We start from the raw sequence: 16,311 nt of genomic DNA, 5'->3' as shown, positions 1-16,311 counted from the left end.
CCCATCCCCCGTTTTTTCCGGCCATGCCCCCCGCCAGATGCGTTGCCCTAGCGGGCTGCCTCGCCCAGACTTCATTCATCCCCTTGCCAACCTCGAAGGACCCTTACATGAAGTGCTCATCGCAAGCTCGCCACGGGCTGAAACCCCTCACCCTGGCCGCGCTAGCCCTGCTCACCAGATCGGCTTGGAGCCAGGTCAGCGAGCCGCCCGCCGCTGCCGATGCACCGCCCAAGCTGGAGACGGTGGTCGTCAGTGCACAGCGTCGGCTTGAACGCCTACAAGACGTGCCAGCCTCGGTGAAAGCCTTCTCGTCCAAGCAGATCGAGAGCATGGGCATCAGTAGCACACAGGACTTCGTGAACCTGACGCCGAACATGTCCTTCGACAACTCCTTCACCTACGGCAACTCCTTCATCGTGCTGCGTGGCGTGACCCAGATCAACAATGCCGACTCTCCGGTGGCGGTGGTGGTCGATGGCGTGCCGCAGAACAACCAGAAGCAGCTGAAGATGAATCTGTTCGACATCGAACGGATCGAAGTTCTGAAGGGCCCGCAAGGAGCCTTGTATGGCCGCAACGCCATCGGCGGGGCGATCAATATTGAGACCAAAGCACCTGGCAACAAGCTGGTGGGCTTTGTCGGCGCGGAGGTCGGCAATGGCAATGTACGCGAACTGTCTGGAGGCGTCAGCGGCGCGCTGGCGCCGGACACGGCACTGTTTCGCGTCGTTGCGCAAACCAAAAGCAGCGACGGTCTGATCACCAACACCTACAGCGGGGCCAAGGTCGATGCCGTCGGTCATGACAACTCGCTTCGGGCCAAGCTGCTGCTAAAGCCCAGTGCCGGCCTGCAGATCGACCTGCGCGCCAACGTGATCGACTATGCCGCCGGTGCGACCTGGGACAGCATAGTCACTGACCGCAATCCGGCGACGATCGTGGCACCGCGTTCCAACATCCTGGGCCGCACCGAGGGCCACACCGATGACCTCAGTGCCAAGGTCCAGTATGAGCTGAATGTAGGTACGCTAACGTCCATCACCAGCTACACAAATCTGACCGAGCGCTACCGCGGCGATGTCGATTTCTCCAACCCGACCGACTCGCGCGGCGGTTTTCTGGGTCTGGGTTTCCAGGCCGGCCAGGGCCAGAACCTCGGTGTACGCATGACCAGCCAGGAGTTGCGCCTGACCTCGCCAGACGACCTGCCTGTGCGTTGGATCGGCGGCCTCTATTACCTGAACACCCTGCGCAATCTGGAAACACGCGCCTTCATCGATATCGATAGCTCGACCGGCCAGTGGGACGATGCCGCCAAGACCATTGTCCATCTGCAGGAATCCAACCACAACCGCTCTTCGGCCCTGTTCGGCCAGGTCGATGTGGACTTCAGCAAGCAGCTGACTCTGTCCAGCGCGCTGCGCTATGACCGCGACCAGCGCAAGCAGACAAATGTGCTCAATGGCAACGAGCGCTCGGCCACCTATTCCAAGTGGCAGCCCAAGTTCACTTTGACCCAAAAGTACAGCCGCGACACCCTGGCCTACGCCACGCTGAGCACCGGCTTTCGCTCCGGCGGCTTCAACGCGCCGAGTATCCCGGACTTCAAGGCCGAGACCTTGAGCAATGCCGAGATTGGCGCGAAGACCATCTTGATGGAGGGACGCTTCTTGTTCAATGCTGCACTGTTCGTCTCGCGCTCGAAGGACTTCCAGTTCTTCAAGGTCGATATCGCCAGCGGCTCCCAGGTCATTACCAATATCGACTCAGTGGCGCTGAAGGGCCTGGACATGGACTTCCGCTTCCTGCCGATGAAGGGCCTTGAGTTCGATGGCGGTCTGGGCATCACCGCCAGCAGCATCCGTCGCAGCACGGCCGAACCAGGCACGGTCGGCAACCACACGCCGAAGACAGTGCCCTTTAAGATCAACTTCGGTGCGCAGTACACGCAGCCGCTGGGCAATGGATTGGAAGGCCTGCTGCGCGCCGACTACGAACACCGTGACAAAAAGTATTGGCACCCGGACAACTTAGCTGTGTCGCCAGCACTCGATCTGCTGGGCCTGCGCATTGGCGTGCGTGACGCCAAGGACCGCTGGTCGGTCACCTTGGTCGGTCGCAATCTCGCCAACAAGCGCTACTACGCCGACTACAACTCGTCACGCTACAGCGGCCTGCCCTACGACATCGGCTCGCTGGCCACAGGGCGCACTGTCGGTCTCGAAGCCAAGTTCCGCCTGTGAGGAAGAGCGCCATGATTCGAGTGGGTATTGACGTCGGCGGCACCAACACCGACGCCGTCGTGATGCGCGGCCGCGAGGTTTTGTTCGGGCTGAAGACGGCAACCACCGCCGACGTGATGAGCGGCGTGGTCGATGCACTGAAAGAGGTGGTGGCCGGTGCCGCCATCGAAAGTGCCAACATCGGCGCTGTGATGATAGGCACGACGCACTTCACCAACGCCTTGGTCGAGCGTCGTCACCTAGCGCCGGTGGGCATGATCCGCTTGGGCCTACCGGCTACCAGCGGCCTACCGCCCACCTCAGCCTGGCCCGAGGACATGCTGGACGCTGTACCGATGCACTGGCGCCTGGCCCAGGGCGGCTACGAGTTCGACGGCCGAGAGCTTGCCACCATGCAGCCAGAGCAAATCCATGGCTTTGCGCAAGAGTTCGCGGCGCTGGGGCTGCGCGACGTGGCGATCGCCGGCGCGTTCTCCTTCATAAACGATGCGCAGGAACATACTGCCGCCGCACTGGTGCGCGCGGTGATGCCCGACGCGCGCATCACCCTGTCCTCGCAGATCGGCCGCATCGGCCTGCTGGAGCGCGAGAACGCGGCGATCCTGAACGCCTGCCTCGGCCCGCTGGGACTGGACGTCGTGGCCGCCTTCGAGCAGGCCCTGAAGGACAGCGGTATCAACGCGCCGTTCTACCTGACACAGAACGACGGCACGTTGATGAGCGCCAAACAGGCGGCGAGCTTCCCCATTCTGACCGTGGCCTCCGGGCCGACCAACTCGATGCGCGGCGCGGCCTTTCTGTCTGGGCTCGCCGACGCCATCGTGGTGGACATCGGCGGCACAACCTCGGACGTCGGCGTGCTGCAGGCGGGCTTTCCGCGCCAGGCCGGCATTGCGGTCGAGGTCGGAGGAGTGCGCACAAATTTCCGCATGCCCGATGTTTACAGCATCGGCCTGGGCGGTGGCTCGCTGGTCAATGCCGACCAAACGACCTTTGGCCCGCGCAGTGTCGGCTACAACATCCACACTGAGGCACTGGTGTTCGGGGGGCGCACCTTGACGGCCACCGACATTGCCGTGGCGGCGGGCGTCGCAACCCTGGGCGATGCAGGCAGGGTCGCGCACCTGGCTGCTGACGCGGTGCAGCGCTGCCACGCCCGGCTGCAGCAGATGGTCTTTGATGCGGTCGAGCGCATGCGCACCTCGGCGGTGGTGCTGCCGGTGGTGGTCGTCGGCGGCGGCAGCATCCTGCTTCGGGAGCACGTCGGCGAAGCGCTGGTGACGATTCCGCCGCACTTCGGGGTGGCCAATGCGGTCGGTGCGGCGATGGCCCAGGTCAGTGGCGAGAGCGACCGCGTCCTGCGGCTGGACGAAGGCATGACTCGCGAGCAAGCAATTGCCCGGGTGCGGGCCGATGCCGAACTGACGGCAGTGCAGGCCGGTGCCAACCCACAAACTCTGACCCTGCTCGATGTCGAGGACGTGCCGCTGGCTTACATCGGTGGCAACGCCACCCGCATCCGCGTGCGCGTGATCGGGGACCTGAACGAAACTGGAACTGCGACTGGAACTACGGCATGACCCTGATCGAAGCAATAGATATGGAGGCCATTGCCATCGGCGGCGCGGTCTACGGCACAGGTGGCGGCGGCGACCCCTACCTCGGCAAGCTGTTGGCCCAGCGGGCGATCCGCGAACATGGGCCGGTGCGGCTGATCGAGATCGACGAGCTTGACGACGACGACCTGATCGTGCCGGTGGCGATGGCCGGTGCACCGGCCGTGATGCTTGAAAAGCTGCCCGAGATAGGACCGATGATCGCCGCGCTGCGGAGCCTCGAAGCACTGCTGGGCAAGAAGGCCAAGGCGGTGATGTCGATCGAGGTCGGTGGCCTCAATTCGACGATCCCGTTCAGCATCGCCAGCGCCACCGGCCTGCCCCTGATCGATGGAGACACGATGGGCCGCGCTTTCCCCGAGATCCAGATGACCCTGTGCACCCTGCAGGGCATTGCGGCCAGTCCGCTGGCCCTGGCCGACGAGAAGGGCAATACGCTGACGATAAGCACAATCAGCAATGCATTCACCGAGCGCTTTGTGCGCAGCGTCACGATGGACATGGGGGGCTCTTGCTGCATGGCCATATACCCGATGACGGCGGCGCAGGCGCGCAAGGCGCTGGTGCGCGGCTCGATCACGATGACGCAGCGGGCCGGCCAGGCGCTGTTCGACGCTCGCGCCCGCCACCTCGACCCGGTGGCCGAACTGGTGCGCGTGACCGAGGGATTCTGTCTGTTCAAAGGCAAGATCACCGATGTACAGCGCACGACGGACGGCCGCTTTGGCCGCGGCGTAGCCCAATTGCAAGGCCTCGACGACAACGCTGGCCAGCGCCTGCAGCTGCAGTTCCAGAACGAGTTTTTGATGGCGCGCACCGACGAAGCCGTGCTGTGCACGACGCCGGACCTGATCGTGCTGGTTGACTTGGAAACCGGCGAGCCGATCACCGCCGAGCAGGCTCGCTTCGGCCTGCGCGCTGCGGTGCTGGGCCTGCCCTGCGTGCCGGCCTGGCGTACGCCGGAAGCCATAGCCTTGGTCGGGCCGCGCTACTTCGGCTACGACCACGATTACAAGCCGGTGGAGCAGACGGTGATGGACCGTTGAGGCATGCAAACAATGACGCCCTTGAATGCCCCCCGCGCCAGCGCCTGGCGCATCGTGCTGATCCTCCTGGCGGTAATGATTGCGCTGCCGGCCTTCGTGATGGGCGCCGAGCTGAGTCATGCGCTCGGTGCCGTCCGCGCGATCCAATCCAGCCTAGCAGGCGGTGCGATCCTGGCACTGATCGCCGCTCTGGCCGGTGCCGCCGGCGCACACACGCGCAAGACCACTTACGAGCTGATCACCGATGCCTTTGGCGAATATGGTGCACGGCTGGCCAATGGCGTGCTGGGCCTGAGCATCCTCGGCTGGTATGGCGTAGTGGCGATGATGTTCGGCCAGGCGTTGGCCTCAGTCAGCCCGGCCTTGGCCAGAGCGCCGATCTGGGCCTTGGCGCTGGGCGGCTGCGTGCTGACCACGGTGACGGCGATGATCGGCTTTCGGGCGCTTGATCTGCTGTCGGCCATAACCACGCCGCTGAAAATGCTGCTGCTGGCCTGGACCTTTATTGCCGCGCTAAGCGGTGGCCTCTCCCCGGTCTGGTCTTTCGTGCCGGCCATCGCCATGCCGATGGGCATGGGTGTGTCGATGGTGGCCGGAGGCCTGATGGTCGGGGCGGTGCTGTCACCAGACATCTGCCGCTTCGCCCAGTCGCCCCGCCATGCGGCCTTAGCCTGCGCCTTAGCCTATGGCCTGGGCTTTCCGCTGGTACTGACCTTGGCCGGTCTGCCTAGTTTGGCCAGTGGCGACAAGGATCTGGTGCGAATCATGTTGACCCTTGGGCTGGGCGTGCCGGCACTGTTGATCGTCGCTCTGACGGCTTGGTCCACCAACAGCTTCAACCTCTATGCCACCACCCTGATCGGTAGCACCCTAAGACCGCGCCAGCCCCCCTGGCAGCTGACCTTGGTTGCCGGTCTCGTCGGCACAGGCCTGGGCCTGGCCGGCATCGGCGAGTTGCTGGTGCCCTATCTGCTGTGGCTCGGGGTGTGCATTCCGCCGATTGCCGGCATCTACCTGGTCCATGTAGCGCTGGCCCCAAGTGATGCAGCCATTGCATCGCGCTGGCGAGCCGACGCGCTGATCGCCTGGGCTGTCGGCAGCACCTGGGCAGCCCTGTCACCGCCCTGGAATCTTGCATTGACCGCGGTGCCGGCACTGGACTCGATAGCGGTGAGCGCGCTGATCTATGGCGTTGTTCATCGATTGCTGCGATACCCCGGCGCAGAAATTTCAGTGGTCGCGAAGCTCGGGCAAGGAACGACGCTTTCCGCAGCGGACCGTTCGGTCGAGAAGTTCTAGCCGAATTCCTGGTGCCGGTTGGTTGAAAACACTCCGGATCAACCTTGGCCATGCTGACGAGCCAAATGATTGCCAAAGCTGAAGCAATAAACCGCGCTGAGGCAAGGCCATTGAACGACGACGAACTTGCCTTCCCATCACTCCAAATAGACCCGGCGGCAAGTCACCGCATACCCGTCGCATGCGTGCCCCAGGAAGAAGGCTGGTGGTGAGTACTCAAATTGCCAACAGCAACTTGATGAACTCCACGCCATGAAGGTGTCCAACCCAGTCAGGCGAGCACGAACACCTCGGCAGACAACCAATGCATGTATCGTGTGCGTTAGAAGTTGCTTTGATCAACGACCGATGCCGCACTCGAGAACACGGAATGCGGCATCGTGGTTTCACTGGGAGGTGAGGTTATGCCATCAAGAGCAAAGAAGGAAAACACAGAGCGGATTCACAAGATTCTGAGTATCGTTCGGCACAAAAACGGCGCAACGATGCAGGAGCTCATGAATGAACTCGGAGTGTCACAGTCCACGATCAAACGCGACATAGCTGTTCTACGTGACCGCATCGACTGCCCAATCGAGTTTGATCGCGACATTGAAAAATGGGTCGTCCACGATCTTCCCGGAGGGAAGCGATTTGAGCTACCGGGGCTGTGGTTCAACGCAAGCGAGCTGTACGCTCTACTGGCAATGCAGCACTTGGTCAGTGGCATCCAACCCGGACTGCTGGAGTCTCACCTTCACCCGCTGCAGCAGAAGCTTGAGAGCCTGCTTGGAGAATCGTTGGCTGCCGCGAAGGATGTTAAGAAGCGCGTCAAGCTCATCCACTTCGCTGGCCGGCGCATCGAGGTGAAGAACTTCGAACTGTTGACCCAGGCTGTCTTGGAACGCAAGCGTGTGGTGATGCGCTACTTCAACCGAGACAGGAACGAAGAGACCCAACGCGAGGTGTCGCCGGTGCGGTTGGTTCACTACCGCGAAAACTGGTTGCTCGATGCTTGGTGCCACCTACGGAACGAGTTGCGTATCTTTGCCTTAGACGCCATCCAGGAAGTGGATCTCACGGAAAAGGCGACCTTCGAGGTGAGCCAGGAAGAATTGGACGGACATTTTCGGAGTGGGTACGGCATTTACGCGGGCAAAGCCGACAAGCGCGCGGTGTTGAAGTTCAGCAAAGCCCGAGCCCGTTACGTCTCACTAGAGCGCTGGCACTCGAAGCAAACCAGCAAGTGGCTTACCGACGGCTGCTACCAATTGGAGGTCCCGTACTCCAAGGATCAAGAATTGGTCACAGATGTGCTGAGGTTCGGCGCCGACGTCGAGGTCCTGGCGCCGCCAGAGCTTCGTCAGCGTGTGGCAGAACTCTTGAGGGCCGCGGCGGAGCTCTACTCGTAGGCTGTGGTTTTATCCAGGTCACTCCGTGATCTAGCGACCGTTCAGACTTCCCCCATGCCTGCACTTTTACGCGGGCAGGGAGTTTGGAATGCAGATCAATTTTGCGCATCTTCGGCAACCGGCAGTTAGCGGCGGCGACGTCAATTTCGCAGTATTCGACGCACGGTCGAGCAGCGGCACCACAACCGCGAACAGCGAGCTACTGGCGCAGCTGACAGCAAGGGCTCGGGCAAATTCGCTGCGCATTGACCAATCGGCGCTGGCCTTCCGCTCAGGCGGCCAGATCCAGTTCTTCGGCAGCAAGCACCTGGTGGACTTCCTAACCCGCAGTGGTTTGCCTCGTTGGACCCATACCCTCAACGTTTAAGGAGTACATCATGGCTAAGAACCCACCCGTTGGCGACAATGCTCGCCGTGGCGCCGTACGCGACCGCTCGCAGACCCACAACCCCGTCACGGATACCTGGGTGAAGCGGGACACCGATACAGGACGCTTCATGGACCAGAAGAAAGACGGCACGCCTTTCAAGGGCGTGCGCAAGGAGCACGGCAAGTAGGCCTGTTGCCCTGCGGTGGTCGAGCCCTTCGGGCTCGGCCCCCGGGGCCTCGTCCAAGTCTATTCCCCTAGCTTTTAGCTAGCAGGCTGGAACGCGGCCTTCCAGGACTTTGTCATCGCCTTCCCGGCACTGAAGGCGTGATCCAGGCTTTCTCTGGTAGATCCGAAATCAGCGACTGGCCTGTTTCACAAAAGACCGGCTGGGAACAAGAGGCTTGTCACGCTCTGAATTCGGCTGCTGGCACATCGCAACATACCCAGCACTTTCAGGTCACTATGGCGTCCGCTCGCTGCCAACAGGCCTTCCTCTCTACGCCACAAGCCTGCATCCGCATTGAGCAGCCCCAGTAAGCAGGTCCTTTGCGTGTGTCAACAGTCGCCAGCTGAGGCAAGGCTCTCGCGAATGCTGCGCGCAAGTCCATTGGCAATCTTGACTGCAACGCGAGTCGGTGCTTCACATCTCCCCTTGGAGATTGAAAGTTCTGCTGCGCGCAAATGGTCACAAATTGCGCCGACGGCATCATTCAGCTCCACCGATTTGCCCTCCATCGACACACACAAGCGCGCGAGCAACATTTGTTGATCGGCTTGGGTCAGCAAATCATGCAGCTTGAGTTCCCAGGGTGTGGAAGTCCTAACGCTTTTGCAAAGCAGCTGCAGCAGATTGTCGAGGTCAGCAATGCGCTTTGCTATTGAATCCAAGGATGTCATCGATGGTTGAAGCTCAATGCGAGCTTCCGGTAAGTCGGGGCGAGTCAGACTCGATGGACCCCATCGATAGAAAACCCCAGGCAAGAATGCGTGCTGAACCAACGAAACCGCGGCGAGGTCCAGCGCCAGTGGCCGGCTCCCGACCAAGCCTTCATTGTCATCCATCCTGACAGCAAGAAACTGCTCTCGGTCCCTGCACACGGGTATCTTGAAGCTCCAGCAGCTAGTGCTCCACAGAGCTTCATGTTGAAGATTTCCCACCCCAACGCCGCTGCCTGACTGCAATGCTTCTGGTGCAAAGACACCGGAAGCTTCCAACGGCTGTTCAGCTGGTGCTGCACGCCAACCTGGAGAGCCCGTCCGACTGACATGCCAGTCACGCCACTTCGGAATCTACCGAGCCGTCGCGTGAAAGTGGGGAATTGGGCACAGGACGTTGACGGTGATGGGCTACTGGGCGTTCTTGATGAAAAGCTCCCAAAGAAACTCCGCGGCACCTTCCGGCGTCAACTGCCTGTCGCGGTCGCTGTTGAATGACATTCCCATCATCGTCAAGAACAGGGACTGCTCGTCTGCCTTCACGTTCAGCAGCTCGTTAAACGAGCCCTGGTGTACCGATGCATCGTAGGAAAACACTATGCCGTTTTCGCGGCTAAAGCCATCCACCCTCACTGAACACTCAGCGATTTTCTTGCCGCCGCGGTAAAGCAGTGCCGCCATGCGCCTGGAGTCGATGCGTTCGAAACGGCCTGTGACGTCAGGATTACGTTCACCCACAGCGTGAATTGACCCGTCGAAGAAATTGCAAACGTACTCGAAGGACGAGCTAAGGAACTCGTCGCGGTCCTGCTCGGTGTACTCTTTCTTCAGGCGCAGGTTGCTCGAACGGGGCAACGAATTGATGAGGCTAGACGACGGTGCGCGTTGGGTGGCTGGCACGACAGTGGGAAGCCGAGAGGCCGAGCCGGTGGCGAGGACAACTTCGACCGCCTTTCGAATCTGCTTGGACACGTCGGCCAGTGCTTCGTCGCGATCGGGCCACGAGGTCACAGGCTTGCCGTCTCGAGGCGCGGCCATGAGCTTTCCAAAGGGCGCGCTAAGCCAGTCGCAGTGACGCAGGATGACCGGGATGACGCGGGCCTCATTGGCGTCGTGTCGCTCCATCGCCCGCTGCATCTCCCGGGAGTAGCAGTATGTTGAGCTAAGGAAGTCCGAGCTGACCAGCAGCAAGATGATGTCCGCCGTCTCGAGCTTCTCGAAAATGCTGTCGTCGACATCGCTGCCGGCGACGATTCTGCGGTCGTACCAAGCCTCAATCAGCCGCTGGTTCTTGAGCAATGCCAGATGGGTTTCAAGCTGGTCTCGCAGAGCTTCGTCCTTGTGGCTGTACGAGAAGAAGACGCTGGCCATTTCCTACCTTCAACTATTGATGACCCCTATTCTCGCGTAGGCCTCGGCAGCCAATGTCATGACAACTAGGTTCGGTGCTTCCTACTATCGCGCTTTGCCCTCGCCTTCCCGGCTGTCCGCGAGATCACTGCACGTGAGTGCGATGCATGCTGGCTGTTCAAAGGGATGCGCCACTCGCAGCTCGATGGATTAGATGGCACTGCCCGAGCGGCAGGATCGCCAACAACCTGGGCATGATGTGCACACCCTGGATGTGCTCGCTCCTGGCGCCGGTCTCGCTTGCGCTAACGTTTTGTATTGGCGTGCGCGAGCGCCGCAAAGGCCTGCGGAAACGATCCATTAGGCCGTGCCCGTCCTGCCACTGAGCGGTATTCACCAGCGTCAAACAGAAGTCGCCCCTCAACATTGCCAGTCACGATGCACACAGGCAAGGCGTGCTTGACCCCGACGGATCGCGCGATGTTTTGTGTGTTGGATCTGCCCTCGGCCAAGCGCACCCCTTCGCTGACCTAGGCTCTCATCAACTGTGCGCCACCCTCCTCACCTGCCGAACGGCGACTGCAGTCGGCGTTGTGATGCCCGTGCCGAATACATAGACTTCTGTTTTTAACGAATAGAAATTCGCCTATATTTGCGTTTGTGAAGTTAAAAGACGAGCAAAAACTAGAGGCTATAGCCCAGGCCACCTACCGATGTGTGCTTGCGCGGGGGATCGGTGCGCTCAAGTTGTCCGAAATTGCCCGAAGTGCCGGAATCGCGACCAGCACTTTGTACGTCTACTACCCGTCCAAGAAGGATCTGTTGGACGCGCTTTACGAACGAGCCAAGACTGTCACGTTTGCCCGATTGCTCGAGGGGGACCTCAGCCAGGCGCCCATCAAAGCTCGAATTCGCCAGCTGTGGCTAAACAGTCTGGAAAACCGCCTGGCCAATCAGGCGGAGCTGGTCTTCATGGAGCAATACGCCAGCTCGGAGTACATGAGCGAAGCCAACCGTTCCCTGAGTGCGCGCCTGGCTGCTGTATTTCAGAGCCTTCTGGCGGCTGGTCAGCAAGAAGAGACCTTGAAGGATGTGCCTTTGCCGTTCTTGATTGCCAGCCTGGTGGGCTCTGTGCATGAGACCGCCAAACTCATAGGCCAACACTCTGTAGCCAACGACACCGCCACACGCAACACTGCCTTCCAGATGTGCTGGGACGCCATCAAGGCATAGCCATCCACTTTTTTTGATTATTAAGCGAATTTTCATTCGGCAATGATCGATATTGAGACTCCTCAACCACCAACAGAACTCTGAGCAAATATGAAAACCATTTTGATCACCGGAGCCTCCACTGGCATCGGCCACGCCGCCGCCCTACGTTTCCATGCAGAGGGCTGGAATGTGGCGGCCACTATGCGCAAGCCCGAATCTGCAGGCGATCTGGCTGGCTTGGAGCGTGTTGTCGTGCTACCTCTGGATGTAACAGACCGCGCCAACATCGCGCAGGCCGTGCAATCGACCTTGACGGCATTTGGAGGTATCGACGTATTGCTCAACAACGCAGGCTATGGCCTCGTGGGCCCGCTGGAAGCCGTGCAAGCCGCGCAACTGGAGCGCCAGTACGCCACCAATGTGTTTGGTCCCATCTACACCACCCAGGCCTGTCTGCCGCACTTCAGGGCACGCAAGGCGGGCCTGGTGATCAACGTGTCTTCCATCGGCGGGCGGCTGGCACTGCCCTTCAACTCGATCTACCACGGTACAAAGTTTGCAATTGAAGGGCTGTCCGAATCGCTCGCGCTGGAATTGGCGCCTCATGGCATCCAAGTCAAGCTGATTGAACCTGGCGGTGTGAGAACCGACTTTGGCGGGCGCTCGTTAGACTTCATGCAGCAAGCCGGCTTGAGTGCCTACGATGCCTCGCTGAAGGCTGCAATGTCGACTTTCATGGAACCAGATCGGGCAAAAGACTACTCTGATGCCAGCCAAATTGCCGAGGTCATTTACCAAGCCGCGACCGACGGCTCAGCTCAACTGCGCTATTTGGCCGGCAAGGATGCGCAGGCCATGTTGGCCCACCGAGCAAGCCTGACCGACGAAGAGTACAGAGACTGGGTGGTAGCTAAATTCCATTTATGAAAGTCCACGATTACTCCCGCACACAACTCACTCCCGAGTCTGTTGTCTTGCTGGATGGCTTGACCGCCCTTGGCCAAGATTTTGTCCATACCGTGCCAGTAGGCGGGTTTGATTCGGCTTGAATCGCCTCGGGGCAATTCGAAGCGGGTTTTTACTCAATGGCGGAGGAACAAAAAAAGGCCCGGTCCATCACAGACCGGGCCAAGCCAGGGGACATCTCTATCTTCGGTAGTTCTTCTTCTTCCTCACGCCCTCACTGAATCAAGCCGGTCGCGGTGATCTTCTGAACGTTCTTTCCGGATGTGAACACAGCTCGCACGGAGTACGGCTCCGTGTTGGCACCCGTCGTGAAGCTGACGTTTCCACTGACACTGCCACCCACAGGGACCGTGGCGGTAGCAGTGGCACTTCCCATCGTCCCGCCAGCCCCCGAGAAGGCCATGCTTGGCGTCGCCGCAGAAGAACCGAAGTTCTGCACCGTCCAGGTCATGGTGTAGTTGGTGCTCTTGGAAGCGGTGGCAGGCACCCCAGTGAACGCCGCACCGAGGTAGTTGCTCCAATCCACCACCCAGGCCCCAGAGCCACCACCCACCGTGTTGACCGGCAAGGCAAAGCTGGCAAAGCCTGGCCGCTGCGCCTGCAGCACCACCTTCTGACCCAAAGGCAAGTCAGTGATGGTGAGTTTGCCGCTCGAAGGCACCGTGTAGCTGCGGGTGGCGATCGATGCATTGGCCGGGAAGCTGGCCTGAACCGTCGCCCCAACGGTGGCTGCGCCCTCGGAGAAGTCAAGCTCCACGCGATGAGGTGCTTCCAGATTTGCCGCCCCCATCACGTAGGCATGGCTATGTGCAATCCAACTCTCGTCACTGCCGCCGAACACGTTCGGTCCATCTGCCGGGATGACGTGCTCATTCGTCACTTTCGTGTAGAACGCGGTGTTAAATGTTGTGGTCGAGTTGAATCCGTTGTTGATGGACCCTTTGGGGGCATATGGCTCCATGAAACCCGCGGCCAAAGATGTTGAAGGCACACCCTTGATCATGGATGTAGGTTTCACTTCACCGGTCGAAGCAAGCACGGCACCGGGATTCAGGCCCGTGTACATCTGCACATTGGCATTGGCGAGCACCTGATAACTCTCGTCATTCAAGTAGTTGCCCATACGCAGCAAACTGCGAGCCGCTTGCCCGAAGACATCGCTGCCCCCATGCAGACGATTGCCGAACCAATAAATAGAAGCATCGCTCGTCGAACCATCACCATTGGGGTCGGGATAGACCGTGTTGGGTGCGATCTTGAAGGGATTGGCCGCTGCTGCGGGGCGTTCATACGCTTCCGCCCAGGCGCGCGCTGCACGATCCCACGATGCGGCCTTGGCGTCGGTCGGGGCCAACTTCAGAAGGTCCAAGAACCCATCCAGGTTGGTGTAGATGTAATTGCCGAGATGCACCCACCCGGCCTGTGCTGACTCACTCAGGAATGCCGCATGCCCCCCTGAATTCGCGTCGGTCTGGCTGAATTCCCGGAACATGCCATACACGCCATCGAACTTATTGCCGTGGTCAAGGTACTGGCGACTCATCAACTCGTCTGCGACGGCAACGGCTTCGTCCAGGTACTTTTGCTTGGCACTGCCCGACTCATCAGTGATTTGGTACAGCGAGGTAGATGCCCAGAGGAACTCTAGCAATTCACGCGAGCGCAATCCCTTGTAGTTGGTGGTCTGCTGCGACACAGCCTTGAAGCTCCAGTTGTCGTCTGTGATGCCATAGAAGCCACGAGCCAACTCATTCGGGTTTTCCCAAAAGGTATAGCCAGCGTAATAGCCCGGTAGGTTGCTGATCTCAACGTCTTCGGCGAGGTAGTACGGGCGAGCCTTGGCCACTGTCCAGGCCTTCTTCGCGGCGGTCAGATAGGCAGTCGCATTGCTGTTGAATCCGGTCTGATTCTTGAGTGCGGTGTACGCCTGCGCGAGGGTCACAATGCCCACCCCTTGGTTGTTCCAGGGGTGGACGTTGCCAGCCCACCAGGCCGATTCGGCGCCGACTTCACTCGCGAGATTGACCATGAGCGAATGCCGGAACCTGCCGTCTCGCAAACTGTCGCCGGGATGCGACTCCTGCAATCCCACGATGTAGTCAGCACCTCGCTTGATGTTGGTGAGCATCGTCGACTGATTGGCTGCCGAGAACTGGCTCTTGTTCAAGGTGTACAGCTCCACCAAGGCTCGAGTTGCAATCGAAGCGGATCCCATTTCGGTGTAGTTGCTGCTGCAGTCAACCCAAATCTTCGGGATCGCAGGAGATGCGTCCGCCGTGGAGCCCGCCGAAACCGGACCGTTGCCCGGATTGTTGGAAAGGCGGATATCCGAACGAGCAGTCCCTGTGGCCGGCAAATAGCCGCCGAGCAGGGTCATGCCTGTCGTAGCGAGCGCAGAAGGAGTCGGTCCTGCGTATCGGTCTTCCAGCTGCTGCACGGCAATCGTGTACATATCCGTCTGCAGCAATGGAGCGTCACCAATCTTGAAGCTGCGCGATGTCTTCAGGCTCCCGTTGACCGTCACCTCCAGCGTGTAAGTGCCCGCGGCCGTCACCGAAGAGAAATCGATCGGATAGAAGTCAATGCCCCACTTACTGGTCTTTGCGCCGACCGTACCTGTGGCGACCGCCGTATTACTGCTGTTCTTCAAGGCCCAGGAAGCCCCCGCGATGGAAAGCAATGCACTGCCTGCAGGCGTGGCACGCAAGAGGCCACGCTTTTCTGCATAAGTTTGGTAGCCCAGCTCCGACGTATGCAACGTCGCGCTCAACGCCGTCTGGGTGATGTTGTTGAAATTAGCACCCGTACCGGCTCGGAACAGGCCAAACTTTCCGGAGGTGTATGGCGTCGAAGTGTCTGTGTAGGTCAGCGTCGGTGTGCTGGAATTGTTGAAGTACACCTGCAAGGTGCTTCCAACCGCGTCAATGCGAAGGTGGTATGCGGTGTTCCAAGCGAGTGCTGAAATAGCCTGACTGGTTTTGAACACACCGTTCTTAAAGACTTCCACGGTGCTGTTGCCATTGGCCAGCCGATGCAGAAGCACCAGATAACCGTTGGCATAGCTACCGGAGCTTCGGAGGACCAGGCCCCCTTGCGATGCTTGAGAGCCTGAGCCCTGCAGCATGATGTCTGCCTCAATGCGGGCATCACTGCCCGTTTGGAAGGTGGAGATGTCCAAGGCCGCAGTGGCCGAGGCGGTAAGGCAAGCTGAGGTATCGAGACTGGCCGTCCATCCAGTAGCTGGCCAAGAATCAAAGCCAACGTTCAGACAGGCCGCGACAGCAGTCTGCGCGACGCAACTAGATCCGATCAGTGCGGCAATTACCAATGCCTGTTTCAGAGATTTAGCCATTTGATTGCTCCGTGAATTGTTGTCGGTCGGTACCCGGCGAGCTGTGTAATCCGCAATTGCCGAATCGACCATTTAGAAACGAGTGGACCTGGGGCCACTCCACAAACCGCCCCGTATTGGCGACACGGCAGGCATCAAACATGGCCCACATGGCTATGTCTTTCAGAGCTTGACTTGCGCTCCAGCCGCATTGCAATCGTGTGAATGGTCTGCACTCTGTAGGTGCACGCCGGCCCAAAAGGCCGGCGCCCGGCTAGACGATCCAATCACGCCCGAAAAATATCACCCATAAAAATCATTTGCAAGGGTGAATTTACGGAGAATGTAACTTTGTGTCGCGTGCGGCCAGGCACGTCAACCAAGACTGAACACATTGCGCGCAAGTCCTATAGGCCGCGTGATGCGGCAAACGCTGACGTGCTCGACCATTCGAACCATCGCCCTGACGGCAAGATCGCATCGAGCGTTGATCGCCCTTCCCCCCAGTTTCAGAGCCCAAGCATTCGTGCCCAGTTGCTAGGATGACG

The 16,311-nt window shown here is 59.9% G+C and carries 12 protein-coding genes; 9 read left to right on the top strand and 3 right to left on the bottom strand.

Going from position 1 to position 16,311, the window contains the following annotated elements; genetic code table 11:
* The first annotated feature begins 107 nt into the window (after positions 1-107).
* From LNV28_RS09880 to LNV28_RS09850, 7 genes are all read left to right on the top strand, one after another.
* Positions 108-2,243, top strand: a complete 2,136-nt coding sequence (locus tag LNV28_RS09880; RefSeq protein WP_263568835.1) for a TonB-dependent receptor — start codon at positions 108-110, stop codon at positions 2,241-2,243.
* An 11-nt stretch (positions 2,244-2,254) separates the two neighbouring features.
* Entirely contained in the window at positions 2,255-3,823 is a 1,569-nt protein-coding gene (locus tag LNV28_RS09875) for a hydantoinase/oxoprolinase N-terminal domain-containing protein (RefSeq protein ID WP_263568834.1), read from the top strand.
* The gene (locus LNV28_RS09870; protein ID WP_263568833.1) at positions 3,820-4,905 is read left to right on the top strand and encodes an S-methyl thiohydantoin desulfurase family protein; all 1,086 of its coding nucleotides are present in this window, start codon (positions 3,820-3,822) and stop codon (positions 4,903-4,905) included. Before LNV28_RS09875 ends, LNV28_RS09870 begins: the two co-directional genes overlap by 4 nt.
* A 21-nt stretch (positions 4,906-4,926) precedes the next feature.
* Positions 4,927-6,204 carry a cytosine permease gene (locus LNV28_RS09865; RefSeq protein WP_263568832.1) on the top strand — a complete coding sequence of 426 codons (1,278 nt, stop codon included), beginning with the start codon at positions 4,927-4,929 and terminating at the stop codon, positions 6,202-6,204.
* A gap of 404 nt (positions 6,205-6,608) precedes the next feature.
* Complete coding sequence (locus LNV28_RS09860) at positions 6,609-7,595, top strand: helix-turn-helix transcriptional regulator (protein ID WP_263568952.1); 987 nt, start codon at positions 6,609-6,611, stop codon at positions 7,593-7,595.
* Positions 7,596-7,683: 88 nt separating this feature from the next.
* Positions 7,684-7,962: a hypothetical protein gene (locus tag LNV28_RS09855; protein ID WP_263568831.1), complete on the top strand. Its 279-nt coding sequence runs from the start codon at positions 7,684-7,686 to the stop codon at positions 7,960-7,962.
* Between the two features lie 10 nt (positions 7,963-7,972).
* Positions 7,973-8,152, top strand: coding sequence for a hypothetical protein (locus LNV28_RS09850; protein WP_263568830.1), 180 nt, complete (start codon positions 7,973-7,975; stop codon positions 8,150-8,152).
* A 368-nt stretch (positions 8,153-8,520) separates the two neighbouring features.
* Here the strand turns inward: LNV28_RS09850 and LNV28_RS09845 are convergent, their stop codons facing one another.
* The gene (locus LNV28_RS09845; RefSeq protein ID WP_263568829.1) at positions 8,521-8,862 is read right to left on the bottom strand and encodes a hypothetical protein; all 342 of its coding nucleotides are present in this window, start codon (positions 8,860-8,862) and stop codon (positions 8,521-8,523) included.
* 450 nt (positions 8,863-9,312) lie between these two features.
* A complete protein-coding gene (locus tag LNV28_RS09840; protein ID WP_263568828.1) occupies positions 9,313-10,272 on the bottom strand; it encodes a toll/interleukin-1 receptor domain-containing protein in 960 nt (319 codons plus the stop codon).
* Positions 10,273-10,911: 639 nt separating this feature from the next.
* Here LNV28_RS09840 and LNV28_RS09835 point away from each other — a divergent pair.
* A complete protein-coding gene (locus tag LNV28_RS09835; protein ID WP_263568827.1) occupies positions 10,912-11,484 on the top strand; it encodes a TetR/AcrR family transcriptional regulator in 573 nt (190 codons plus the stop codon).
* 90 nt (positions 11,485-11,574) lie between these two features.
* A complete protein-coding gene (locus LNV28_RS09830; protein ID WP_263568826.1) occupies positions 11,575-12,393 on the top strand; it encodes an SDR family oxidoreductase in 819 nt (272 codons plus the stop codon).
* Between the two features lie 253 nt (positions 12,394-12,646).
* Here LNV28_RS09830 and LNV28_RS09825 read toward each other — a convergent pair whose 3' ends face one another.
* Positions 12,647-15,784 carry a cellulase N-terminal Ig-like domain-containing protein gene (locus tag LNV28_RS09825; RefSeq protein ID WP_263568825.1) on the bottom strand — a complete coding sequence of 1,046 codons (3,138 nt, stop codon included), beginning with the start codon at positions 15,782-15,784 and terminating at the stop codon, positions 12,647-12,649.
* Positions 15,785-16,311: the final 527 nt, after the last annotated feature.

This window comes from Paucibacter sp. DJ2R-2 (assembly GCF_025717675.1).
Lineage (GTDB): Bacteria > Pseudomonadota > Gammaproteobacteria > Burkholderiales > Burkholderiaceae_C > Paucibacter_A.
Note: the sequence above shows the minus strand (reverse complement) of the source record. Positions and strands in the feature narration are given on the sequence as shown.

Bases quoted from the DNA above. Each gene is read 5' to 3' on its own strand.
- LNV28_RS09870 (WP_263568833.1), top strand. From the start codon at position 3,820: ATGACCCTGATCGAAGCAATAGATATGGAGGCCATTGCCATCGGCGGC.
- LNV28_RS09850 (WP_263568830.1), top strand. From the start codon at position 7,973: ATGGCTAAGAACCCACCCGTTGGCGACAATGCTCGCCGTGGCGCCGTA.
- LNV28_RS09825 (WP_263568825.1), bottom strand. From the start codon at position 15,784: ATGGCTAAATCTCTGAAACAGGCATTGGTAATTGCCGCACTGATCGGA.
- LNV28_RS09840 (WP_263568828.1), bottom strand. From the start codon at position 10,272: ATGGCCAGCGTCTTCTTCTCGTACAGCCACAAGGACGAAGCTCTGCGA.
- LNV28_RS09860 (WP_263568952.1), top strand. From the start codon at position 6,609: ATGCCATCAAGAGCAAAGAAGGAAAACACAGAGCGGATTCACAAGATT.
- LNV28_RS09875 (WP_263568834.1), top strand. From the start codon at position 2,255: ATGATTCGAGTGGGTATTGACGTCGGCGGCACCAACACCGACGCCGTC.
- LNV28_RS09830 (WP_263568826.1), top strand. From the start codon at position 11,575: ATGAAAACCATTTTGATCACCGGAGCCTCCACTGGCATCGGCCACGCC.
- LNV28_RS09880 (WP_263568835.1), top strand. From the start codon at position 108: ATGAAGTGCTCATCGCAAGCTCGCCACGGGCTGAAACCCCTCACCCTG.
- LNV28_RS09845 (WP_263568829.1), bottom strand. From the start codon at position 8,862: ATGACATCCTTGGATTCAATAGCAAAGCGCATTGCTGACCTCGACAAT.
- LNV28_RS09855 (WP_263568831.1), top strand. From the start codon at position 7,684: ATGCAGATCAATTTTGCGCATCTTCGGCAACCGGCAGTTAGCGGCGGC.